26 protein-coding genes are annotated in these 22739 nt (G+C 63.2%); 15 read left to right on the forward strand and 11 right to left on the reverse strand.

The features are described from left to right. Positions 1 to 72: 72 nt before the first annotated feature. From ACHIRB_RS20870 to ligD, 5 genes are all read right to left on the reverse strand, one after another. Positions 73 to 582: a methylated-DNA--[protein]-cysteine S-methyltransferase gene (locus tag ACHIRB_RS20870; protein WP_395125589.1), complete on the reverse strand. Its 510-nt coding sequence runs from the start codon at positions 580 to 582 to the stop codon at positions 73 to 75. Next, positions 579 to 2048, reverse strand: a complete 1470-nt coding sequence (locus ACHIRB_RS20875; RefSeq protein ID WP_395125590.1) for a DNA-3-methyladenine glycosylase 2 family protein — start codon at positions 2046 to 2048, stop codon at positions 579 to 581. The genes ACHIRB_RS20870 and ACHIRB_RS20875 overlap by 4 nt, the downstream gene beginning before the upstream one ends. Positions 2049 to 2174: 126 nt before the next feature. Then, the gene (locus ACHIRB_RS20880; protein WP_395114768.1) at positions 2175 to 2357 is read right to left on the reverse strand and encodes a YbdD/YjiX family protein; all 183 of its coding nucleotides are present in this window, start codon (positions 2355 to 2357) and stop codon (positions 2175 to 2177) included. Next, positions 2357 to 4675 (reverse strand): carbon starvation CstA family protein, encoded by a 2319-nt coding sequence (locus ACHIRB_RS20885; protein WP_395125591.1) that lies wholly within the window; start codon positions 4673 to 4675, stop codon positions 2357 to 2359. Before ACHIRB_RS20885 ends, ACHIRB_RS20880 begins: the two co-directional genes overlap by 1 nt. 128 nt (positions 4676 to 4803) lie before the next feature. Next, positions 4804 to 5763, reverse strand: a complete 960-nt coding sequence (gene ligD, locus ACHIRB_RS20890; RefSeq protein WP_395125592.1) for a non-homologous end-joining DNA ligase — start codon at positions 5761 to 5763, stop codon at positions 4804 to 4806. Positions 5764 to 5887: 124 nt separating this feature from the next. Between ligD and ACHIRB_RS20895 the strand changes: the two genes are divergently transcribed. Together ACHIRB_RS20895 and ychF are read left to right on the forward strand one after the other, a co-directional pair. Then, the gene (locus ACHIRB_RS20895; protein ID WP_395114799.1) at positions 5888 to 7267 is read left to right on the forward strand and encodes a WS/DGAT/MGAT family O-acyltransferase; all 1380 of its coding nucleotides are present in this window, start codon (positions 5888 to 5890) and stop codon (positions 7265 to 7267) included. A gap of 46 nt (positions 7268 to 7313) precedes the next feature. Continuing rightward, positions 7314 to 8393 (forward strand): redox-regulated ATPase YchF, encoded by a 1080-nt coding sequence (gene ychF / locus ACHIRB_RS20900; protein WP_395114774.1) that lies wholly within the window; start codon positions 7314 to 7316, stop codon positions 8391 to 8393. A 17-nt stretch (positions 8394 to 8410) separates the two neighbouring features. On the opposite strand, the gene ACHIRB_RS20905 is transcribed toward ychF, so the two are convergent. Both ACHIRB_RS20905 and ACHIRB_RS20910 read right to left on the reverse strand, forming a co-directional pair. Further along, entirely contained in the window at positions 8411 to 9598 is a 1188-nt protein-coding gene (locus ACHIRB_RS20905; RefSeq protein WP_395125593.1) for a tyrosine-type recombinase/integrase, read from the reverse strand. Further along, positions 9582 to 10178, reverse strand: coding sequence for a helix-turn-helix transcriptional regulator (locus ACHIRB_RS20910; protein ID WP_395125594.1), 597 nt, complete (start codon positions 10176 to 10178; stop codon positions 9582 to 9584). Before ACHIRB_RS20910 ends, ACHIRB_RS20905 begins: the two co-directional genes overlap by 17 nt. A gap of 123 nt (positions 10179 to 10301) precedes the next feature. On the opposite strand from ACHIRB_RS20910, the gene ACHIRB_RS20915 reads away from it, so the two are divergent. The 4 genes from ACHIRB_RS20915 to ACHIRB_RS20930 all read left to right on the forward strand — a co-directional run bounded on the left by ACHIRB_RS20915 (position 10302) and on the right by ACHIRB_RS20930 (position 11322). Beyond that, complete coding sequence (locus tag ACHIRB_RS20915; RefSeq protein ID WP_395125612.1) at positions 10302 to 10496, forward strand: helix-turn-helix transcriptional regulator; 195 nt, start codon at positions 10302 to 10304, stop codon at positions 10494 to 10496. A 93-nt stretch (positions 10497 to 10589) separates the two neighbouring features. Beyond that, a complete protein-coding gene (locus tag ACHIRB_RS20920) occupies positions 10590 to 10922 on the forward strand; it encodes a hypothetical protein (protein WP_395125595.1) in 333 nt (110 codons plus the stop codon). Further along, on the forward strand, positions 10919 to 11122 hold the full coding sequence (locus ACHIRB_RS20925; protein WP_395125596.1) for a hypothetical protein: 204 nt from the start codon (positions 10919 to 10921) through the stop codon (positions 11120 to 11122). The genes ACHIRB_RS20920 and ACHIRB_RS20925 overlap by 4 nt, the downstream gene beginning before the upstream one ends. Before the next feature lie 44 nt (positions 11123 to 11166). Continuing rightward, positions 11167 to 11322 (forward strand): hypothetical protein, encoded by a 156-nt coding sequence (locus tag ACHIRB_RS20930; protein WP_395125597.1) that lies wholly within the window; start codon positions 11167 to 11169, stop codon positions 11320 to 11322. A 173-nt stretch (positions 11323 to 11495) separates the two neighbouring features. Here the strand turns inward: ACHIRB_RS20930 and ACHIRB_RS20935 are convergent, their stop codons facing one another. Next, entirely contained in the window at positions 11496 to 11843 is a 348-nt protein-coding gene (locus ACHIRB_RS20935) for a hypothetical protein (RefSeq protein WP_395127768.1), read from the reverse strand. A gap of 470 nt (positions 11844 to 12313) precedes the next feature. Between ACHIRB_RS20935 and ACHIRB_RS20940 the strand changes: the two genes are divergently transcribed. From ACHIRB_RS20940 to ACHIRB_RS20970, 7 genes are read left to right on the forward strand one after another with little or no spacing between them, the layout of a single operon-like run. Further along, entirely contained in the window at positions 12314 to 12562 is a 249-nt protein-coding gene (locus ACHIRB_RS20940; RefSeq protein WP_395125598.1) for a hypothetical protein, read from the forward strand. A 12-nt stretch (positions 12563 to 12574) separates the two neighbouring features. After that, positions 12575 to 12910 (forward strand): hypothetical protein, encoded by a 336-nt coding sequence (locus ACHIRB_RS20945; protein WP_395125599.1) that lies wholly within the window; start codon positions 12575 to 12577, stop codon positions 12908 to 12910. After that, on the forward strand, positions 12907 to 13221 hold the full coding sequence (locus tag ACHIRB_RS20950) for a hypothetical protein (RefSeq protein ID WP_395125600.1): 315 nt from the start codon (positions 12907 to 12909) through the stop codon (positions 13219 to 13221). Before ACHIRB_RS20945 ends, ACHIRB_RS20950 begins: the two co-directional genes overlap by 4 nt. Before the next feature lie 19 nt (positions 13222 to 13240). Continuing rightward, a complete protein-coding gene (locus ACHIRB_RS20955) occupies positions 13241 to 13609 on the forward strand; it encodes a helix-turn-helix domain-containing protein (RefSeq protein WP_395125613.1) in 369 nt (122 codons plus the stop codon). Further along, on the forward strand, positions 13606 to 13974 hold the full coding sequence (locus tag ACHIRB_RS20960) for a DUF2190 family protein (RefSeq protein ID WP_395125601.1): 369 nt from the start codon (positions 13606 to 13608) through the stop codon (positions 13972 to 13974). Before ACHIRB_RS20955 ends, ACHIRB_RS20960 begins: the two co-directional genes overlap by 4 nt. Before the next feature lie 18 nt (positions 13975 to 13992). Further along, on the forward strand, positions 13993 to 14883 hold the full coding sequence (locus ACHIRB_RS20965) for a major capsid protein (protein ID WP_395125602.1): 891 nt from the start codon (positions 13993 to 13995) through the stop codon (positions 14881 to 14883). 6 nt (positions 14884 to 14889) lie between these two features. After that, the gene (locus ACHIRB_RS20970) at positions 14890 to 18687 is read left to right on the forward strand and encodes a phage tail tape measure protein (RefSeq protein ID WP_395125603.1); all 3798 of its coding nucleotides are present in this window, start codon (positions 14890 to 14892) and stop codon (positions 18685 to 18687) included. A 351-nt stretch (positions 18688 to 19038) separates the two neighbouring features. Here the strand turns inward: ACHIRB_RS20970 and ACHIRB_RS20975 are convergent, their stop codons facing one another. Both ACHIRB_RS20975 and ACHIRB_RS20980 read right to left on the reverse strand, forming a co-directional pair. Then, complete coding sequence (locus ACHIRB_RS20975; RefSeq protein ID WP_395114775.1) at positions 19039 to 19509, reverse strand: hypothetical protein; 471 nt, start codon at positions 19507 to 19509, stop codon at positions 19039 to 19041. Continuing rightward, entirely contained in the window at positions 19506 to 20381 is an 876-nt protein-coding gene (locus ACHIRB_RS20980) for a ParA family protein (RefSeq protein WP_395114777.1), read from the reverse strand. The genes ACHIRB_RS20975 and ACHIRB_RS20980 overlap by 4 nt, the downstream gene beginning before the upstream one ends. Positions 20382 to 20854: 473 nt before the next feature. Between ACHIRB_RS20980 and ACHIRB_RS20985 the strand changes: the two genes are divergently transcribed. Further along, positions 20855 to 21382, forward strand: coding sequence for a hypothetical protein (locus tag ACHIRB_RS20985; protein ID WP_395114778.1), 528 nt, complete (start codon positions 20855 to 20857; stop codon positions 21380 to 21382). Beyond that, a complete protein-coding gene (locus ACHIRB_RS20990) occupies positions 21379 to 21897 on the forward strand; it encodes a hypothetical protein (protein WP_395125604.1) in 519 nt (172 codons plus the stop codon). The genes ACHIRB_RS20985 and ACHIRB_RS20990 overlap by 4 nt, the downstream gene beginning before the upstream one ends. Before the next feature lie 6 nt (positions 21898 to 21903). On the opposite strand, the gene ACHIRB_RS20995 is transcribed toward ACHIRB_RS20990, so the two are convergent. Next, positions 21904 to 22683: an alpha/beta fold hydrolase gene (locus ACHIRB_RS20995; RefSeq protein WP_395114780.1), complete on the reverse strand. Its 780-nt coding sequence runs from the start codon at positions 22681 to 22683 to the stop codon at positions 21904 to 21906. Positions 22684 to 22739 lie beyond the last annotated feature (56 nt).

The following is a 22739-nucleotide window of genomic DNA, read 5'->3' on the forward strand; positions in this document are numbered from 1 at the left end:
TTTCGGTTAGCGACGGAAGATGTCGGCCGCAGTTCGAAACTCGACCGTCGAACAGTGGACAGCGATTCCCCGTCACACCCGTGTGGCAGCCGCATTCTCGTGATCGAGCAGCCATCGCTTGGCTGGTAGGCCCCAACGGAATCCGCCGAGGTTTCCGCCGATCCGCAGTACCCGGTGACACGGGACGAACAACGCCGCTGCGTTGCGCGCGCAAGCACTCGCCGCGCCGCGCACCGCTGCCGGGCGACCGGACAGTTCCGCGAACGCGGAATAGGTTATCGGTGCCCCAGCGGGTACCGCGCGCAGGATCTTCCAGGCGTGTTCGAGGAACTCACCCGAATGCTGTTGTACAGCAATGTCGTCGATGGCATCGATAGCGCCGTTGTGATAGGCGGCGACTGCCCGGGTGACGTTGCCGAGCTCGGTGCGAACGTGGAGTTCGGTCGGTCGAATCCGAGGATGGATCAGGGGCCGGAGGTCCTCCGGTTCGGCGGTCCAGCCGGAAGCCAATACGACGTCGTCGGTGTCGACGATGGTCGTGAACGGGCCGATCGGAGTCAACTGCGTTGCGAAATAGGTCATTTCGAGTTCCTTCGGGAGAGGGCAGTCTGCCACAGGTGCATGGATGCATAGGATCGCCAGGGTTTCCAGGCGTCGCTTGCCGCAAGGTCTATATCGAGCGCTGCAGCCCCTTGTCGGACAACGAGATCGGTGTCGAGGAGGATGTCGGGATCGCCGAGGAGTCGCATCGTGACGTAGTCCGCGGTCCACGGACCGATTCCTTTGCATGCAAGCAGTTCTCGTTGCGCCTCGGTGGTGTCGAGACCGCAGTGCAACGTCAGTTTCCCCGTCGCCAACCGGTCGGCGATGTCGACGATCGCCTCGATTCGTCGCGCCGGTCCGGTCAGGATGTCGGCACCGTGGGCGGCGATCGACTCGGCGGTGGGGAACAGGTGGGTCACTGCGCCGTTCGGGTCCGCGATCGATTCGCCGAGGGCAGCGACGAGCCGAGCCGTGTGGGTGGCGGCGGCCGCAAGGGAGATCTGCTGCCCGATCATCGTGCGTAGGAGCAGTTCCTCGGCGTCGACGTTTCCCGGGACGCGGATGCCTGGGGTGGTGGCCACCGCAGTCTCGAACGCTGGATCGGTCGACAAGGCGTCGTCTACTGCTCGGGGGTCGGCGTCGAGGTCGAGCAGGTGACGCAACCGCGCAACGGCGGGTGCGAGATCGCGCATGTCCGTCAGCGACAGATTCGCGTCGACGTAGCCCGATTTGATGTCGAGTCCGACTGTGCCGTGGCCGTGGGGAAGGCGCAGGCTGCGGAAGTACGTTGCGTCGCGCCAGCATTCGATGCCGTCGACGATGTGGGCCGAGAGGAACCAGGACAACCAGGTCGCGTCCAAGGGCTCACGGTAGGGGAGTCGCAATGAGACCGTGCCCGGCGCGGTCGACACGTTGGGTCGCCGCAGTGACTCGGTCCGCATCTGGGTCGGGGTGACGACGAATACGGTGCGGACCGTGTCGTTGAACTGCCGAATGCTCGCGAATCCGGCGGCGAATGCAATGTCCGACATCGGCATTCGAGTCGTCTGGATCAGCAGTCGAGCGGTGTGGGCGCGGTGTGCCCGGGCGAGGGCAAGGGGTCCGGCGCCGAGTTCGGCCGTCAACACCCGGGTGAGTTGTCGTGACGAATAGCCGACCGAGGACGCGAGAGCGTCGACGCCACCACGCTCGACGACTCCGTCCGAGATCAGTCGCATGGCGCGGGCTGCCAGATCGGACCGCGTTCTCCACAGCGGCGAACCGGGTGCAGCGTCGGGTAGACAGCGCCGACAAGCGCGATAACCTGCGTGCTGGGCCGCCGCCGCGGTCGGGAGGAACGTGACGTTGGCCGACTTCGGGGTGATCGCCGGACACGATGGCCTGCAATAGATTCCGGTCGTGCGCACGGCGGTGTAGAACTGCCCGTCGAAGCGGGAATCCTTCGAGGACACCGCTCGGTAGCACCGCTCGAAATCGAGGTGGGGTAGCGCGGTTGCTTGGGTCACAAGCTCCACACTGGCAGGCCCCACCGACAGAAGCTAGCGGAAATCGGACACCAATGCGGCTCCGCCGCTCGTGCGTCTTTTCGGAGGGCGGAACCTCCGAAAGGACTCACGAGGCGCGGAGCGCCCTCAGCAGCAACGAGCGCCCGGATTTGTGTCCTGCTGTCGGTACCGTGCCCGCCAGAACGCGCGTTCGGTCGGGACGTCCGCGTCCGGATCGTGCGTCCGCAGATACTCGACGTAGCGCGCGTAGTCGTGATCGCCCATGACCGACGTGATCCACCACAGCACCGACCGAACGGCCCCTCCCATCAGTGACCGCCCTTGCCGTGCGCGGAACCAGGTGCTCGGACCTTGCCTTCCTTGATGAGTACGTCCCACTCGGCCTCGACCTCACGCTCCGCTGGACTGGGAATGAACCCGCTCGGCGCGAAGATCTTCGACGGAACCTCCGGCGACTCGGTGGTCGGCAGTCCGCCTGCCCTGATGGACCTTATACACACAGCGGCACCGGCGCCGACGACGACGAGAACGAGGACGGCGAACACAATGGACAACGTGCCTTGGATGAACGAGTTTCGAATCACCGCGTCCATCGCTTCGGGCGTCTTCGCAGAGCCGAACGACGTCAGTCCCGCTTCCTTCGCCTCCACGAACAGGGAGCGTTGCGTCCAGTAGCCGACCGCTCGGTCGCCGGAGAAGATCTTCTGCCACGATGCCGTCATCGTCACGATCAGGTCGAAGGCGAGCGGGATTCCGGGGATCCACGCCCACTTCAGCAGCCCTCGCTTGACCACGATCACCAGAACAACCGTGAGCGCGATCGCGGCCAACAACTGGTTGGCGATTCCGAACAGCGGGAACAAGGTGTTGATGCCACCGAGCGGATCGGTCACGCCCATCAGCAGGATCGAGCCCCACGCAGCGACGACGATCAACGAGCAGATCCACGCGCCGATTCGCCAGGACGGATCCTTGAATCGCGCTACCGGACCACCGAAGTTGCCGAGCGAATCCGACAGCATGAAGCGTGCGACGCGAGTACCCGCATCGACGGTCGTGAGGATGAACAGCGCCTCGAACATGATCGCGAAGTGATACCAGAACGCTTTGAGGCTTTCACCGCCCAGAAAGCCGTGCAGCACTTCGGACATGCCGACCGCAAGGGTCGGCGCGCCACCGGTCCTCGAAATGATCTTCTCCTCGCCGACCGCCTCTGCGGCAGCCGCCAGTTCGGCACCCGACGTCGGTGTGCCGCCGATCGGAAGGCTGTTGACGTACGCGGCGGCGTCGTCGGGCGTCGCGCCGGTCAGGGTCGCGGGTGCATTCATCGCGAAGTAGAGGTGCGGATCGAGTATCGCGGCCGTCACGAGAGCCATGATCGCGACAAACGACTCGGTGAGCATGCCGCCGTAGCCGATGACTCGTGCGTGGGACTCCTTTTGCAGCAGTTTCGGCGTAGTGCCCGACGAGATCAGTGCGTGGAATCCGGACAGTGCACCGCAGGCGATAGTGATGAACAGGAACGGGAACAACGATCCGGCGAACGCGGGTCCGTCGCCTGCAGTGGCGAATTCGGACACGGCGGGCATCTGGATGTTCGGCCTGGAAATCAGGATGCCGATTGCCAGGAGCCCGATGGTGCCGATTTTCATAAACGTCGACAGGTAGTCGCGAGGAGCGAGCAGTAGCCAGACCGGTAGGACCGACGCGGCGAACCCGTAGCCGATCAACAGCCAGGCGATCGTCACCTTGGAGAGCGTGAACCAGTCTGTGCCCCAGCCGGTTTCAGCGACCCAGCCGCCGGAGACGATGGCGAACAGCAGTAGTACGAAGCCGATCAGCGAAACCTCGGACACTTTGCCAGGTCGGATGAAGCGCAGGTAGACCCCCATGAACAACGCGATCGGAATTGTCATCGCGATCGAGAAGACACCCCATGGACTTTCGGCCAGCGCGTTGACAACGACCAGCGCAAGCACGGCAAGCAGGATCGTCATGATGACGAGCACGGCGATCAGTGCGGCGGTGCCACCGACCACGCCGAGTTCCTCGCGAGCCATCTGCCCGAGGCTGCGACCACGTCGCCGAGTCGAGGCCCACAGCACCAGGTAGTCCTGCACCGCGCCTGCGACGACGACGCCGATGATGATCCAGATCGTGCCGGGCAGGTAACCCATCTGCGCGGCGAGCACGGGCCCGACCAGTGGTCCCGCTCCGGCGATCGCAGCGAAGTGATGTCCGAACAGCACGCGCCGATCCATCGGTATGTAGTCGGTGCCGTTTTCGAGAATCTCCGCGGGCGTCGCGTTGTCGTCACGAGGCTTGACGATCCGGTACTCGATGAGCCGTGCGTAGAACCGGTAGGCGACCACATAGGTACATGCAGCCGCGAGGACGAACCAGACCGCGCTGATGTTCTCGCCGCGAACGATGGCGATCATCGCCCACGCAACCGCGCCAACCAAAGCGATGCCGGCGAACAATGCCTTCTTCGCGGGCGTGATCGGTGATCGGTCGATCACCCCGACGGGTGGCAGATCGGGATCGGTCTTCAGGTACTCGATGTTCGGATCAGCTCGACCTGTACCACTACCGTCGCCACCACGCGGAACATCTTTGACCGTCATCGTCACAGTGTTTCCGAAAGTGACCCGTTTCACACCGATGTTGCCGGAAAGATTTTGGCGGCTCCGCAGCTCGTGAGTCTTTTCGGTGGGCGGGACCGCCGAAAAGACTCACGAGGCGCGGAGCGCCCTCACTCTTTTCGGGCCCGCGCCCGGCGTTTTCCCTCGTGCATCGCAAGGACCCGCGCAACCGGAATCGTGTGCCCCTCCTCGATCAATTCGGCTGGAAGCGACTGCGGCGCAGGGAGTTGGTCGGCCCACGGATCGCCGTCACCGAGCCGCTCGATCGCATTCCGAATCGTGAAGTCGCTAGGCGCGACGTTGTCGAGATCGTCCCAGCCGACCGGATACGAGACGGGCGTTCCCGGCCGGATCCGCGGACTGTAGACCGCGGCAACGGTTGCACCTCCAGCACGCGTCGAGTCGACGAAGACCTTGCCGTGCCGATCGTCTTTGACGTATGCGGTCGTCGCAAGATCCGGGTCGAGTCGTTCCGCTCGCGCCGCAATTGCGCGGGTCGCCGCGGCCGCCTCTTCGATCGTCGACGTCGCATCGATGGGGACGATCACGTGGACCCCTTTTGCCCCACTCGTCTTCACCGCACCCGACAGGCCTGCGTCGGTCAACGCCTGACGCACCAACTGCGCCGCGCGGACCGCCAAGGTGAACTCACTCGAACCAGCGGGCGGGTCGAGGTCGAGAACGAGATGGGTGACGCGGTCCGGCCGCTGCGTCAGCGTGAGGGTCGGGTGATATTCGACGGCGCGTTGATTGGCGAACCACACGAGGGTGCGGACGTCGTTGCACAGTGCGTAGGACACTTCGCGTTTGGAGGCTTCCGCCCAGACCTTCGTCGTCTCGACCCACTCCGGGGTGTACTTCGGCACGTTCTTCTGCATAAACGGTTCCTGGCCCGGTCGGACTCTGATCACCGAGAGCGGGCGGTCCCGAAGTTCGACGATCATTCGGTCGGCTACCGCCTCGAGGTAGTCGACGAGATCACGTTTGGTCGCGTCCGCTGCGTCGAACAACGGCTGGTCCAGATTGGTGAGCGGTACACCTGCTCGCGTTTCGTCGCTTTTGCCGGCCACCCGATCAACTCTTGCAGACCACTCGGCCTCATGCGAGAGAACAGTGCCGCACGGTCGCGTCGGCGCTACGATCGGCGAGGGCATCCAGATCGGAATGGCCGATGGCACCGCGGAGGTCAGCAATATGGAAATTATTCAGCCATTGGACGCGGCGTTTCTGCTCGCCGAGTCGCGCGAGCATCCCATGCATGTCGGCTCGTTGATGCTGCTGGAACCGCCGGCCGACGCCGGTCCGGACTACGCGTACCAGATGTACGAGCAGATGATCGCCAGTAACGACGTCCACCCCACCTTCTTGAAGCGACTCGCGACGCCGTTCGGCAGCGTCGGCTCGTTCGGTTGGGTGCAGGACGAAGAGATCGACTGGGAGTATCACGTCCGCCGCGTCGCGATGCCGTCGCCCGGCCGCATCCGAGAACTGCTTGCCGTCGTATCCCGTTGGCATGGAACCCTTCTCGACCGACACCGCCCGCTGTGGGAGGTGCACATCATCGAGGGTCTCGCGGACGGTCGCGTCGCTGTCTACACCAAGGTGCACCACGCGCTCGTCGACGGCGTGAGCGCACTGCGGTTGCTCGAAAACAGGCTGACGACCGACCCCGACGCCAGAGATTGCGTCGCCCCGTGGCAGCGGTTGCCGGAATCGCAGCGCAAGCGTCCTCGCAAGCCACCGCCCGACCGCAGCTTGGGAGCGCTCGTCAAGACGGGTGGGCAAGTTGTTTCCGAAATCGCCGGCCTCGTTCCCGACACCGTCAAGATGGCCAGGCGCTCGTTCAGCGAGGGCGGTCTGCAAGGTCCGTTCGAAGCTCCGAAGACGATGTTCAACGTCCCCATCGGTGGCGCTCGTCGGTTCGCCGCCCAATCGTGGGACATCGCTCGCATCAACAAGGTCCGCAAAGCCGCAGGCGTCAGCGTCAACGACGTCGTTGTTGCGATGTGTGCGGGCGCGCTGCGTGCGTACCTCCTCGAACACGACGGACTGCCCGACGATTCGCTCAAAGCGATGGTGCCGATCTCGACGCGCTCGCCCGAGAACATCGACGCAGCGGGCAACGCCGTTGGAATGATCATCTGCAACCTCGGTACCGACGAAGCGGATCCGGTCGAGCGGCTTGCCGTCGTGCACAAATCGATGGCCAGTGGCAAGGTCATGTTCGTCGACGTCGGCTCCCTCGCCGGTTTGGCGTGGTCAGGAACGGCGGCGTCGCCACTGTTGGCTTCGCGCATTCCGGGCGCACTGTCGCTGATGCGACAGTCGTTCAACGTGATCATTTCCAATGTGCCTGGCCCTCGCGAGACGGTCTACTGGAACGGTGCGCGCCTGGACGGTCTGTACCCGGTCTCGGTGGTGACCGAAGGTCAGGCGCTCAACATCACGCTCACCAACACGGCAGGAACGCTCGACTTCGGCGTCATCGGAGACCGTAAATCCATCCCGCATCTCCAGCACATCCTGACCCACCTCGAAACCTCCCTCAGCGAGTTGGAGGAGGCGTACGCGTGATCCGTCGTCGAAGCCGACCCCTTGCGGCCCGTAGACTCTCTACACCGTGAGCCTTACCCTCGGAATCGTCGGACTGCCAAACGTCGGCAAGTCCACCCTTTTCAACGCCCTGACCAATAACGACGTGCTTGCGGCGAACTATCCGTTCGCCACGATCGAGCCCAACGTCGGTGTTGTGCCGCTGCCTGATCCGCGGCTGAACAAGCTGGCCGAGGTGTTCAATTCGGAGCGCCTTGTGCCGGCTGTCGTGTCGTTCGTCGACATCGCAGGCATCGTGAAGGGCGCATCGGAGGGTGCCGGGCTCGGCAACAAGTTCCTCGCGAACATTCGTGAGGCCGACGCGATCTGCCAGGTGGTCCGCGTCTTCGCCGACGACGACGTGATCCACGTCGACGGTCGCGTCGACCCGGCCGCCGACATCGAGGTGATCGAGACCGAGTTGATCATCGCCGACATCCAGACCCTCGAGAAGGCGATCCCGCGCCTGGAGAAAGAGGCGCGGGTCAAGAAGGATCGCAAGCCCGTCCTCGATGCCGCGAACGCTGCGCAGGCCGTGCTCGACGAAGGCAAGACGCTGTTCTCGGCTCGAGACAAGCTGGATGGTGAACTGCTGCGGGAACTTTCGCTGCTGACCACCAAGCCGTTCCTGTACGTGTTCAACGCAGACGAGTCGGTCCTCACCGACGCCGCTCGTGTCGCAGAGCTGAAAGCGTCTGTGGAACCGGCAGATTCGGTGTTCCTCGATGCCAAGGTCGAGCAGGAGTTGCTCGAACTCGACGCCGAGTCGGCAGCCGAGTTGCTCGAATCGATCGGCCAATTCGAGCCCGGTCTGCACGGACTTGCGCGTGCCGGTTTCCACACGCTCGGACTGCAGACCTACCTCACCGCAGGCCCGAAAGAGGCCCGCGCGTGGACGATTCACCAGGGCGACACCGCACCCAAGGCAGCGGGGGTCATCCACACCGACTTCGAACGCGGCTTCATCAAGGCCGAAATCGTGGCGTACGACGACCTCATCGAAGCCGGGTCCATGGCAAAGGCCAAGGCGGCGGGCAAGGTTCGTATGGAAGGCAAGGACTACGTCATGTCCGACGGCGACGTGGTGGAGTTCCGCTTCAACGTGTAGGTCCGCAGGTCAGCGGCCTATTTGGCGCTCTCCGTCCGCAGTACGTCCGCAGCAGCTTCCGCGAACATCGATTCCGCGGCCTTGCGTGTGCGGTCGTCGGCGTTCGGCCAAAGGTGCGCGTAGGTAGTCAGCGTCACGGTGGGCGAGGAGTGTCCGAGCGCCTTTTGCACGGTCACGACGTCGCACCCGGCGTGTATGAGGCCACTGGCGTAGAAGTGGCGTAGGTCGTGCAGATGCCAATCGAGCTGTTTGGCGGCTTTCTTCGCCTTGCGCCAGCGGTATCCGACCGTGTTTTGGTGCCATGGATCGCCCGATTCACCCGGGTAGAGCCATCGGTCGGGATCGCTGCCGCAGCACCAGCTCTGGATGTACTCGGCGAGCATGTCGATCAGTCCAGCGGGCGCGAAGATCGTTCGCTCGCTGCCGTACTTCGGTGCGCGGATCTCGACAGCACCGCCGTTCGCTCGCTGCACCTGACGTTGCACACGGATCTCCCGGCGCAGAAAGTTCACGTCACTTACCCGCAACGCGGCCGCCTCACCGAGCCGAAGGCCACCGAAGGCACACAATGCGATAAAGGCGCTGAAATCGTCGTCAGCGCAACGGAGTAGATCGCCCACCTGTTCGGTCGTCGGTATCCGCATCGCCGCTTCGGATCGCCGCTGGCGGGGCAGGGTGATGCCTTCGGTGGGATCGTCGCCGAGCACCTTGTCGCGCTTCGCTGCTTTGAGTACCGAGCGGACATTGTTGAACCGAGTGCGGATCGTCGAGGGCTCGAGTGGCTTGTCGCGCATGGACTTAACCCACGTCTCGACGTGCGACGGGCGTAGATCCCCTAGTGCGACAGAGCCGAACGTGACGCTGTTCGCTGCCAGGTTCATCGCCTGGACGGTGCCCGGTACCCACACCTGCCGCGAGGACCACTCACGGTAGAAGCTCGCGAACGTGATCTTGCCGAGCTGCGGGTCGACGTAGTTGCCTGTGACTTGGCTGGAAACGATCGAATCGAGCCAGCGTTGCGCGTCGGCCTTGCGCTCGAATCCGCGCGCGTGCTCGCGTGACTGATCATCGACATACCTAGCGCGCCAACGCTTTCCCGTTCCATGGCTGGCCGACTCGACTTTAGACTCGGCACCACTCTGGTCGCGGACAGTCCGATACCAGCGGTCCTCGACGCCGGCACGGCGATTACGACGGGCGGTCATCGTCCTGGCCGTTCGAGTCCCAGTCTTGCCCGGCTATACGTTCGAGCACCTCAGCTGAGGTGTTTCCCCAATCAGCTGGCAGCTCGGCAACGCGATCGTGCCGACTCAATGCGTCGAACAATCGCTCATTCAGCTCATCGCCCCAGTTGGTTCGAAGGAAGCCCAGACCCGGTCCCGCGCCGTCGTTTGTGACTAGGTACGGACTCGCGTCCTTTCCGGCTATGGCCACCGCGTCGGCCAGAGCAACCAGCTGGTCAGCGAGCCTGACCGAAAGCTCGTCGATATCGACCGACAAATCCGAAAGCTTGGTCGTGTGCTCCAAGATGCCAGCATCCGCACTAGCTCGGGCCTCCTTCTCCAGCAGATCGGCAAGACCAACGCGCAGCGCCGCACAGATGCGGTGCGCCTCTAGGTATTTGAGCGGCCGCGTGCCCTTCTCGATTTTGAGGATCGTCTGCTGGTGGAACTGCTCGCCAGAACGGCTGATCGCCTCAGCGAGATCCGCTTGGGACATCCCTCGCGCTGTACGAAACTTCTGCACATTCGAGCCCACAAGAACGTCGTCACTCGCCTCTGTCATAGCCGCGACGCTACAACAAATCGGTGTATTGACTCAACAACAACTGTGTTGATACCGTTTTGTTGTGAATGAACCACAACGAAAGGTTGTTGCATGAGGACCAACCAGGACGTCGCACAGGAGATGTGCGAACTCTTGACCACGCGGGAGGTCGAACGCGAGTTCGGCATCGCGAGCGGAACGCTTCGCTACTGGCGTCACAACGACCAGGGCCCAGCCTCATTCGTCCTAGGAAAGCGAGTCGTATACCGGCGCAGCGAGATTGAGCGGTGGATCGCTGCTCAGGAGAAGGCCACGATGCGCGGCGGTGTCGCCTAAATGTCGCCCGCAAACGAAGGTGCCCGGTGTGCGGCGGTAACCGCGACACCGGGCAATCAGAACACCCAACCCGCAAAGGAAAGACGTTCTCTCATGACCATACTCACCGCACCGACAAGTTCGGAAGTTCTCGCCCAGCTCGCCGCATTGCCGTTCGCCCAATCCGGTCCGGATTCCACATCGCACGCGGCCACCACCCTGCTCGCAAAAGTCGAACGCGGACCGTTCGTCGCCGAGATAACCCGTTTCGACATGGTCGAGATCGGCGAACCGCCGTACACAGCGCCGCCGCAGATCACGATCGACAGTTCCGAGCAGGACGGTGGGCAGATGTTCCACGACCTGACTGTTTTGCGTGATCACGTGGGCGACTTCCTGCAGGTCGCTATCGAGATCGCGGCCGACTACAAGGCAGTAGTCGGATGATCGGCCTCGGCGGCTCGATCCGCATCAGCAAAGACACGCGCGTGACCGTGGTCAGCACCGACTCCGGTATCGAGCTCGGCATCAACACAGCAACTGCCACTGTCGATTTCGGCGACGCCGAGCACATCGCGGCGTTGCTAGCCGACCTCGCGAGGGTCGCCCGCTATCGGTCCGGTATCGGTCGGCTGGAGGTCGCGTGATGGTCTACGTGTTGACCGAAAACTTTACCGACGAACCTATTGGCGTGGCGCTTTCATCGGGTGCAGGGCCGGGTGACGAGAGGGTCCGCATCAAGGTCGGTGCGACGGTGATTCGGCTCGACATTGCCGAGGCTGTCGACCTGATCGATCGCGTCACCGTCGCACTCGGCGCACAAGCTGACGTTCGGGAGGCGCTGTGACTCGCGTGATGGACGCCCGGTGTGTGCGCTGCGGGCGCGAGACAGAACGCGTCGGTCACAAGTTCGATGGTCTGTGCACGAGCTGTGACTATTGCTCGCGCTACGGCCACGTCGACAGCAACGACTGCTCGCGCTGCGGGTGGCCCGCGTACACCACGCCGGAGATTTCAGGGTCAATCCTGAAAACGGGCGGTCTCTGACGAATGTCCGGGAAATTGGTGGGCGAAGTCTTCGACAACGCCGAGCGCTTGCGGAACACCGGAGCGCTCGGCGGGCCGAACGTCGCTCACCGAAATCTGATCGCCCTCCTTGCTGTAGCCGAGGGATGCAGGGAAGAAAGCCGGTCGGGATACGTCGCACAAAGCCGTGTGGCGAAGGCGCTCGGTGGTGTGCGAAAGACGGCATCGAGAGCGCTCGCGGACTTGAGTTCGGCAGGTCTGATCGAGGTCGTGCAGAGAGGCACGAAGGCGTCCGGTGGTGACGGCCGACCGACCCTGTATCGCCTCGCTAAGGTGTCCCATCAATCCGAGGGTGCTCAGGTTGATGGGACACCCAAGGTGTCCCATCAATCCGGCGACATTGATGGGACACCCAAGGAGTCCCATCAATCCGAGTCCGTCGACCGATTGATGGGACACCTGAGCCCGATTGATGGGACACCTGAGCCCGATCGATGGGACTCCCAGGGTGTCCCCCTTCCCGTAAGAGACTTCCCGTTAACGACTTCCCGTTTGTCGTCGACTTTGGCAACTGATCTAACTGACGCGCGCGCGAGCAACGACGTCGTCGACAACGAACCATCCCCCGAAGCGGACCCGATCGCATGGGTAGACCAGAGCCTGCCTCAAGGATTCCTTGCAGGAGAACGAGCGGTGGCCGAACAACTCCTCGCCGACGGCGACAGCCCGGCAAGCGTCCGATACGCCATCCTCCGGCAACGCAGCGCTGAACTCGCCAGCCGTCGCGCAAAGTCGAGAGGGGCAGCAGTCTCATGACCACCACCGCGGCCGCACTGGCCGTTGCCGGCCGACTCATCCTCGCCACACTCCGGAACTCTGACGGTGACGGACTACCGCTCAAGCTCATCGTCGACGAGATCGAAGCCACACCCGACGGACTACTCGACACCGTCACCGCCCTCGCATCCATCTGCGCCACCGTCGCCGTCGCCGCCTACCCCGACGACCCCGAACGCTTCGTCTCCACCTTCATCCAATCCGCTCTCAACGAACCCCGATAGGACACACCCGCCGTGGGCAACATCGTGTTCAAGGCCAAAGACATGACCATGACACCGCGCGTCGAATGCGGCACATCATCGGTGATCATCTTCATGGGCCCGTTCCGGCTGCACATCCCAGTCGACGACGCCGCCAAGCTCGTCAAGGAGATCAATCAGGCCATCGCAGACCTCGCCCGCAGGGGCAAAAATCTACATCCGAAAAAAAGCCTGGGTACCCCGGGCCGCCCAGCTGACCAAGGTCAGTTTGACCCCCCCCGGCCGACCCAGGAAATGGAGGCTTTTCATTCCGTCAGGGTCGATTTCCGTCCGGAAAGTGACCATTTCCCCCCCGGGAACGACAAATGACGGGGTTTTTCGGCGATCGGCGGCGCGCGTGCGCATTGCTGCTGCACGCTATTCAGCGTCGAAATGCGCAGGGGGAGGCGGTGTTGTGGACGGGGGTTGTCCGGGCGACGGATGGGGAGGTGCATTCGCTCGGAATTTCGGAGATCCTCCGCGAGGCTGCGGAGGCCGGCCGATCGAGCGAACTGACCCGGGCGGTGCTGGCGGTGGTCCTGGACGTCGTTCCTGACTTCGCCTTGCTTGTCGAGTCGATCGAGGCCGAGCTTGCTTCGGCGGCGCACACGGAGGTCGACGAGGTCGAGAACGGTGACTGACGTTCGGCGGGTCGATGGGGTGGTCGTTCCGGCTGGCTCTGCGCGGTTGCTGGTCGAGGCTTTGCGACAGCTCGAGCAGTTCGCGCGGGAGCGGGGTGGGCGCTTCAGTGGGCCTTTGGTCGCGCTGCGGGATGAGCTGGTCGCGGCGGCGACTGACGCGGCGACTGACGCCGACGCAAGAACGCAAGAGAGACTTGACGACTGGCTGGCACCATCTGGGCATGACCTGCTCGACTCCAACGAAGTCGCCCGCATTCTCGGGTGCAGCCCCTCGAACGCCCGCGATCTCGCGCGGCGCGGAACCCTACCGGCTGTTCGTACCGGTGGGCGGTGGCTATTTGAGGCGGACGTCGTGCGTGTGCGAGTCCATCGAAGGGAACCAGCATGAAGTCAATTGACGTATTCAATCCAGGACGCGACATCACAGGACAGGCGACTGGCGACGTCTCGATGGCCCGGTTCCTCCGGATCACCGGCAACACGAGCGCAGGAGTAATCCAGGTCGGGCACGCTGCCGCGGCCGGCCGAATCGCGGGCGTCGCCGCGACCGACGCAGCTACCGGCCAACTGGTCACGGTGTCGCGCGGCAGCGCGCGGGTCGTCAAGGTAGAGGCGGCCGGAAACATCGCGGCATTCTCCGAGGTCGAGGTCGGCACCGACGGCAAGGCGGTCACGAAGACATCCGGCGTCGCCGTGGGATATGTGGTCACCGCTGCAACCTCGGGCGCTCTCGCCCAGGTCAACCTCTACTAGGAACAGGCGGAACCCCCCATGGCAACACTGATGCCCGAACTCTTCGGCGATCGTCTGACCGTCAGCATGGCAATGTCGAACCCGTCCTACATCATGACGCGGATCTCCGACGTCGCCGACAAGACGCTGATCCTCGATTCATTCTTCAGCCCGTACGGCGGAACTGTGCAGGGCGGCGCGATCTTGTACAACGTCCTCGCTGCGAAAGACCGCTACCTCAACGGTGACGTTGCCGAGCGCAAAGAAGGCGCCGAGTACGCCGTCGTCGAGGGCACCGATCCGGAGGCCAGGCTTGCGCCGGTCCGGGACTGGGGTGGAAAGTTCGCGACCTCCGACGAGCAGATCCACCGAAACGATGTGTCCTACTTGACGATTCAGGTCGATCAGCTGGCGAACACAATTGCGCGGAAGCTCAATGTCGCAGCGCTCGCGACGCTCGACGCGGAACTCGACGCGCTCGGCGGAGCAGCCGACATCGTGGGTCACAACTGGGACGACGTCGTGACGACCGGACCGGAGTCGACACTGACGCCGAACCGTGAGCGCCCGGCCGCTGACTTCGCGCTCGCTCAGCTCTCGGCAGACGGCGACGAGCTCGGCATCAAGTTCGACACGCTGTTGGTGCATCCGGAACAGGCATTCGCGTTGACCGTCGCCTACGCCGAGAACCTCACAACGGTGCTGAACTCAGCTGGTCTGACGATGAAGTCGTCGCCGTACATCACGCCTGGGAAGGCGTACATCACCCGCTCCGGAGCGGCTGGAACGGTGGGATTCGAGAAGCCGCTGACAGTGGACGTCTACGACGATCGCTCGATTCGGTCGAAGTGGACGCAGGCTTACGCCGTTCCCGCGTATGCAGTGGAGCAGCCGCGCGCAGTTCGACGTATTCTCGGCCTCGCCGCGTAGGCGGTTGTGGCTCTTGATGTCGCTCGGCTGATTGCTCGCCTCGAGGTCGATGACTCGAAGCTGACCAAAGGCCTGAGCGACGCACAGAAACGGCTGCAGCAGCTCGACGCGTCCGCGCGGGATACCAATCAGTCGTTGCAGCGCATCGAGATTCCGTCGGGCATCGCGCGCGCGGCGCAGGATGCGCAGCAGCAAGTCGCCAAGGTCGAAGCGTCGGCCCGTGAAGCGGGTGGCGGCTTCGATGAGATGTCGCGCAGCGCGCAGCGGGCATCGACCGAAGTCGGCAAGATCGGCGACAACGCCTCGGGTGCTGCGGATTCCGGCAAGAAGATGGGGACGAACTTCGTCTCCGGCTTCAAAGACACCCTTGGTGACCTGGCGAGCAAGACAGGCCCGGTCGCTGGTTCGTTGATCGGTATCGCCGTTCTCGGTGTCGCGGCGGGCGCGCTGCTGGCTACGACCATTCAGCAGGGGATGCAGCAAGAGTTGTCCCGCGACATCTTCCAAGCGCAAACGGGTGTGACTGAGGCGCAGGCTCGAAAGTTTGCGCTCGCAGCGGGCGAGGCCTATGCCGATGCGTTCGGCGAGTCCGTGCAGGCAAACCTATCGACGCTGAAGCTGGCGTTGCAGAACAACATCCTCGACCCCGCATCCACGCAACGCGACGCTGAGAAGGTCGTTGCCGACCTCGACACAATCTCGATAGCGCTCGACAGTGACGTGTCGGCTTCGGTCAAGGCCGTCAGTTCGCTGATGTCGACAGGACTCGCAGGGAGCGCGTCCGAGGCGGCGGACATGATTGCCAACGTGGTCGGCGGCAGCGCGAACAAGGGCGAGGATCTCCTCGATGTCATCTGGGAGTACTCGGCAGGCTGGAAGAACGCGGGCATATCTGCCGAGCAGGCGCTCGCGCTGATCGAGCAGGCCACAGATAGCGGCGCATTTAACGCTGACGTCGCCGGTGATGCGCTGCGCGAATTCGGCCGGCGCATGACCGAAGAGAGCGACGATGTCATCGCCGCAATGGACGGGATCGGCCTCAATGGTGAGGAGATGTTCGAGCGTCTCAAGCGTGGCGGCAGCGACGGCAACGAGGCCTTCGATACCGTGCTCGATGCGCTCCGCGGGATCGAAGACCAGACAACGCGGAACGCCGCTGCGGCAGCGCTTCTCGGCGACACCTCCGGCGACTTTTACGACGTGTTCACTCAGTGGGACCCGTCGACCGCCTTGGCGAACTTCGGCGAATTCGAGGGCGCCGCAGGGCGTCTCGCCGGAATCATGGGCGACAACTCGGCAACCTCTGTCACCGGTGCTATGCGGTCGATCGGACTCGTCGCCGACGGACTCAAGGGCGCTCTGGCGGAAGCGTTCGGTCCGAAGATTCAAGAGTTCGCCAGCGCTATTTCGAACAACCGAGCAGGTGTGATCGAGTTCTTCACGAGCTTGGGTAACGGTGCGTTCGAAGCAGCGACAGCCATTCTCGGGTTCGCGGCGAGTGGGCTCGATGCCTTCGCGAACGTGACCGAGATGGGCACGAAGATGGTTGTCGGCATCTTGAAGGGCCTTGCCGCTATGGCGAGCGGCTTCGATGTGGCGCGGGGGGTTCTGGGTGTGTTCGGTGTCGAGGTGCCGAGCGTGTCGGAGAATATCCAGAAGCTCGCCACCAGCCTCGAAACCTTCAGCGGCGACGCCGTGACAGGCATGAAGAACGGCGCGACGGCGATCCGCGAAGACATCATCCCGATAGTCGAAGAGGCACACGGTCGGTTCCAGGAGTTCGCGGGCGATCAGAAATTGTCGGCCGCATACAACGATCAAAGTCAAAAGATGATCAACGCCGCCGCCGAGATCGGTATCGGTCTGGACGGCGCGTCCATCAAGATCGAGAACTGGACCGGTGCGATCGACCGCGCGAACGTGCAACAGGTCGCGATGGAGAACGGTCTGAAGAACATGACCGTCGGCTTCCGTGACCAGATCCGCACCGGCATCGAAGCGGGCGAGACGGTCGAAAGTCTGACTGGGCAGTACGCCGCGAACCGGGAGGCGCTCGTCGACCAGCTCGTCGCAACCGGACTGAGCACCGAAGCGGCGAGCGCTTATCTCGACACCCTGGGGCTGACACCGACTCTCGTCGAAACGCAGATCACCCAGCCGGGTATGCCCGAAGCGAAGTACGCGATGGACGTGCTGAAGGACTCGGTTATCGCGGTGCCCGACTCGAAGACGATCGTCACCGAGACGCTGAGCAAGGACGCGATCGACGAACTCATTCGACTCGGACTCACGGTGACGGAACTCCCGAACGGGAAGATCGAAGTCACCGCGCAGACCGAAGCCGCCGAACGGACGATGCAGGACTGGCTAGCTAAGAAGCGTTCTCTGACAGTCGAATTGGCGTTGCGGCGTGCGTACTGGGAAGACCAGGGCGTCACACCTGATATCGCCGGAACCATTCAGGGCCCGGTCCCGATGACATCGAATGCCGACGGCAAGCTGCCGAAGGACGCTCTCATCGCACCCGGACGCGGTCGCGGCCTGGTGCAGTGGGCGGAAGCCGAAACCGAAGGCGAAGCGTTCATCCCGATGGCGTCGTCGAAACGTCGCAACTCCCTCAAGATCTGGGCCGAAACCGGCAAGCGGCTCGGCGCGCTGGCCATGGAAGACGGCGGCATCGTCGGCGGCCCGGCCGGGCAGCGCGCGGTCGAAGCTGCGCAGTCGAAGAACGGCATCCCGTACGAGTACGGTGCGCTCGACTGCTCGGGATATCAGTCGCTCATCTACAGCGAACTCACCGGCAAGCAAACCAGGTTCGTCACTGGCGCGGACTTCGCTGCGCTCGGATTCAAGCCGGGTGCTGATCACAGCACGTTCACCATCGGAACCGACGGCGGTTCGGGGATGAACGGGCACATGGCCGGCAGCCTGTTCGGCGTTCCTGTCGAGTCGGGTGGCGCGCATGGCACGGTCGCCTACGGCGGTCCCGCGGCTGATGAGAATACGTTCACGTCGAACACGGGCAAGCGGGAGATCTGGCATCTTCCGCGGTCGATGTTCAACCCACCTGCCGGCGAAGATCCGAACGGAACTCGGTACGGGACGGGACCTGACGGCCGCAGTTCCAGCCCCGGTCAACCTGGCAGCTCCGACGCGCTCTCGGCGGGTTCGAGTGGCTCGGGCGACGGGTCGCGCGTGTTTGTGACGAACTGGCCGACGGCGCTCGGCGGCGGTGAGAAGACCCCGATCGCGACGTTCTCCGCGAAGATGTTCGGCTCCGGCGGGATCGAGGATCACTCCGCGCAGATCTCGTCCGGTATGCGGATCTGGGCGGAACCGGAGACTCAGGGCGAGGCATACATCCCGTTCGCTCAGTCGAAGCGGCAACGCTCCCTTGCGATCTGGGCAGAGACAGGAAAACGGCTCGGCGTCGCAGGTTACGCCGACGGCGGCGGATTCGGCGGCTACTCCGGGCCCGACACCGAAGACTCGATGAAGCCAAAGAACTGGTACGACGCTCTCGCGCTCGGCACCGGACTCGCGTTCACCGCGGCGTCCGGTTTGGCTGGCGTCGCGTCGATGGCGCAGTCCGGAACGGTCGACCTCGGCAACATCATTCCCAGCTTCGACACCGGCAGCAACTCGATACCGGGACTCGACAAGCTCGTCGAATCGATTCAAAACGAGATCACGACGCGACTCGACGCGCTGATCGCGAAGAAGGAATCGATCGACTTGAACGTCGAAGTCGACACCAACACGGGTGCCGTGAACGCAGCTCTCATGCGATCGGGCATCGCGTGATCACAAACTTCGGGGCGTCAAGCGCACGCCGACCAGGGCACGGTGATGAAACGCCAGGTCAAAGGCGAAGTGTGGCCGGAGAGTCACCGTGGGACAGAAAAGGGTTGTCCCACTTCGTCCGCAGTACGTCCGCAGCACATTCGATTCGTTCCCGACAGTGCCAACGTTGCAAACAGTCATTCGCGCTGATCAGCGCGCTATCTCAATGGCAGCCAGCACGAACAAACGCCCAGCATTGAGTTCCGCTTCAATGTTTGAGGCACCGCGACGGCCAGTTGATTCATAACTGTCGTTGCTTGCCTCCGGCCGCGTGGAGGCGCTCTACTTCAATAGGCATCAAAGGCCGGTACATCAGGTATTCCTAAACCCGTCGCCTTTGGTGGCTCTGTTCACGACACGTTCCAGGATGCGGTCTATGACGCGCTCTGGGTTCCGCCACTTCATCGCGAGTCGATCTGTATCCATGCCGTGTTCAGCGACAATGTTTCGGAGCTGCTCAAGGTCCAGCGTCTCTAGCCTGCTCCGTAGGCCGCCTTCCCCGACGTCGGCATACACAGTATTTGGATCCCACGGACCGGGGTTGCGACGCGCGCGCTTCGCATTGTGAGGTCTCGTCGTAACCGTTTCCTTCCGATCGCCCAGAAGAGCCGCGGAGAGCTGCCTAGCGAAGCGAGAGTTTCTGTCTGCTTCATTAGCGACGACGGTTATCAGATCGGCTAAAACGCCGGCGAGGTCGGCATGGGATACCGCAAGGGACTGGAGGCTGCTGAGAACCCTTGCTTTTGGGTCGTTGGCCTCGGCTGCGTCAATGTGGGACGTCACAGTTGTGCCTTCGCGCGCGCATCAAGCTCGACCGCTAGCGCACTGAGCTGATCAAAGTGGCCTTTGTAGCCCCATCGCTGGCGGAGCGTTGACGCTGTGGTGAATTCGGCGGCGCCCGCAACGGCGTCACCGTGAGGGATAATGGCATCGAACAGCGGCGGCAACTTGCTCGCCTTGACGTCTAAGCGCAGCGCACGGAGCGTAGTTTCGTGGACCGTAGTGCCCGCTCGGTACATATTGATAACGATTCCGAGTGGCACGATGTCGTCGTCCAACAGGCCTTCAGCGAATCCGCTCACTCGGGTCAGGATCTGTGGGATCCCGTATGTACTCAAAACGTCGGGCTTGGTAGGAATTACGTAACCCTGGGACATTCTCAGTCCATTTAGCGTAATAATGCCCAGATTAGGCGGGCAGTCGATCAGTACATAGTCGTAGTCGGGAAGCAATTTCCGTGTCGACTTATAAAGGAGGTCGACCGGCCGGTCCGTGTAGTATCGGCCGCTCGGAACAGCCGCGAGGCGATCCTGTACATCGATCAGATCCAGACTGCTTGGCAGTAGGTCGAGTTTTTTCACCGCTGACACCGGTGAGACCTGCTTTTGTAGCGTCTTCTCTAGATTGAATTCTGCGGCTTCGCCTTCTGGTCGTAGCGAGTCCTTGAACAGCGTCGCCAGCGTCAAACCCGCTGCATTGGCAGTCGTCCATTCTTTCTCGCCAAGTAGCATCGTCGTGGCATTGGTCTGAGGATCCAGGTCAATTACTAGAACACGTTTGTTCAGCTCTCCGGCCAGAATTTCGGCGAGCGCTACCGTAGTCGTAGTTTTACCCACGCCGCCTTTTAGATTGATCATACTAATTACGTGCGTCATGTTGCTCCTTTTGCGAGCGAGGTATCGCTCTATTTGCTCGGATCGGAAGACGGGGCCCGCCGCCAGGTCAGCGGCAGGTCTCGGAAACCGCGCGTCGCGGATTCTCCAGTTGGACACCACATTGCGAGCGACTCCCGCAAGGCCCGCCACCTCCGCAAGGCCAAGGAGGTTCTCGGTCGACCGAATCGGCGGGCCGTGTATGTCATTCACAAGTTCATGTGTACAGCATTCACAGCGCTCTGTGCAACCCAACGAGCAGCAGCGCGCGTAACTTTCTCGCTATACGGAGCCACGGCGGTACGTTGAGGTTCGGTTTACAGTGCGACGTCGCATCAACGCTGCATGCACGTGCGTTCGACAGGTACGGATGGTCGAGGGGTGTGCTGATTCCACCCCTGTGACGACTGTTTACGCCGCAGGCCTCTACCGCATCCTCGAAACATCGGTGAGTTCAGGATGCGAAGGGGACCGAGATGTCTCGTAGGTCGGTCAGATTGTGGATGTCCGCGGCTGCGGCGGTGCTTGCCCCGGTGTCGATGCTCGTTGTCGCACAACCGGCGCAGGCCGCGCCACCGAGCTCCTACTGCACCCAATACGCCTTCGACGGCGAGTTTCGGGCCCGTGGCTACCCGTCGGGCCCGACCGACTGGGAGGTGACGTTCAGTTCGACGGGACAGTTTCCCAGCGGTCCCGCGCGGGTGCGATTCAGCGACGGCGGCTTCGTCGACGGGACAGTGAGCGGGGGAGCGATCAGCGGGCGACAAGTGGAATTCACGATCAAGTGGAAGGACAAACCCAACAACTATTGGCGCTTTCTCGGCTTCGTCGGCGACGACGGACTCGTCACCCGCGGTGACCAGAGGCGGCAGGCAGAAGGCGGCTACGAGGCGCTGTGGTACTCCGAGCGTCCGCTGGCCTGCGTCGCCTCGACTGCGCCGGAGCTGGGAAGCAAGAGGGTGGATCCCAACGCTCCCATCGGTCCAGGGGACGTGCCGCGATGAACCTGTCGACGAAAGTCCGGCTCTTCGTGGCTGTTGTAGCCGCGTTCTCGACGCTCACTTCCGCCCCGTCCGCGCTGGCGGCGCCTCCCAGCGCCAATTGCACCCAATACGCGTTCGACGGTGAGTTCATCGCCAGAGGCGACGGGATCGACCATCGATGGACGGTCACCTTCACATCGACCGGGCTGGTGCCAGGCGGCCCAGCACGGGTGAAATTCGACGACGGCGGCATTGTGAACGGAACCATCACAGGTGGCAAAATCAACCGGCACGTCATCGAGTTGAGCATCAAGTGGAACAACAAGCCGGACAACATCTGGAACTTCTCGGGCATCGTGGGCCCCGATGGGCTCGTGCGGCACGGCACGCAAATGCTGAGCGGTGCGCTGCCGAGGTCCGGCTCGTATTGGGAGTCGCTCCGGCCGCTGGACTGCGTCGCGTTTGCTGCGCCGGAGCCGCCCAATTCGCGGATAGATCCTCATGCTCCGATCGGTCCTGCGGATCTGCCGCGCTGACGGTGATCAGCCGCGGCGGGCGACGTCGTCGCGCAGGATGGTAGGCCAGGTATCGACGTCGGCCGGGGTGTGCGCGATCGTCAGCGTTGCCTGAGGCAGCAGTGCCGCAAGGGTTTCCGCCGTCGACAACGGGTGACCCGGATCGTCGACCCACGCCAGGATCGTCGTCGGAACGTCGATTCGCGCTACGTCGTCAGGAGCAGGTAGGTCGCTCAGTGCCGCGCCTCGCAGCAACGACGGTAGCAGGGCGTCGGGTACGTCGGGCACGGTTTCGGGCGCTCCGATCGTGGCCGGCGGGGCCGCTATTGCGCGTGCGGCAGTGAGAAACGCATCGACACCTTCGGTCTCGATGAGCGCCGCGGCGACCATGTAGTTCGCAGCTTGCGCAGGTCGGGTTTCCCACGCCGTTGCAGGCACCATCAGGGTCAACCCAGCGAACCGGTCCGGCTCACGGGCAGCGGCGTGCAAGAGGGTCGCGGTACCCATCGACGGACCCACTCCGTGCACCTGTTCGCCTGGAAACCAGCGATCCAGCAGCCGAAGGAGGTCGTCGGCGAGGTTCGGCCAGCGGTAGTCCTCGGGGACCTTCCGTCCCGTCGACCGACCGTGGCCGCGTGCGTCGTACCGCAGCAGTCGAGTGCCGCTGAGGCCACGACCGAGATCGAGGTTGAGCACCCGATCTCGTGCGCGGCTCGAGGTAAGGCCATGCAGTTGGACTACGGGGTGTCCACCTTCGTCGCTCAGAGTGACCGCGAGCTCGGCTCCGGGAACCTCGAAAGTTGGCATCAGGCTCCTAGTTTCGTGACCGACCGCGTCACCTCGAACGGCCGCGCTGATCGAGA

Origin of the sequence: Antrihabitans spumae (assembly GCF_043944905.1) — a bacterium.
In the GTDB taxonomy this organism is placed as follows: Bacteria; Actinomycetota; Actinomycetes; order Mycobacteriales; family Mycobacteriaceae; genus Antrihabitans; species Antrihabitans spumae.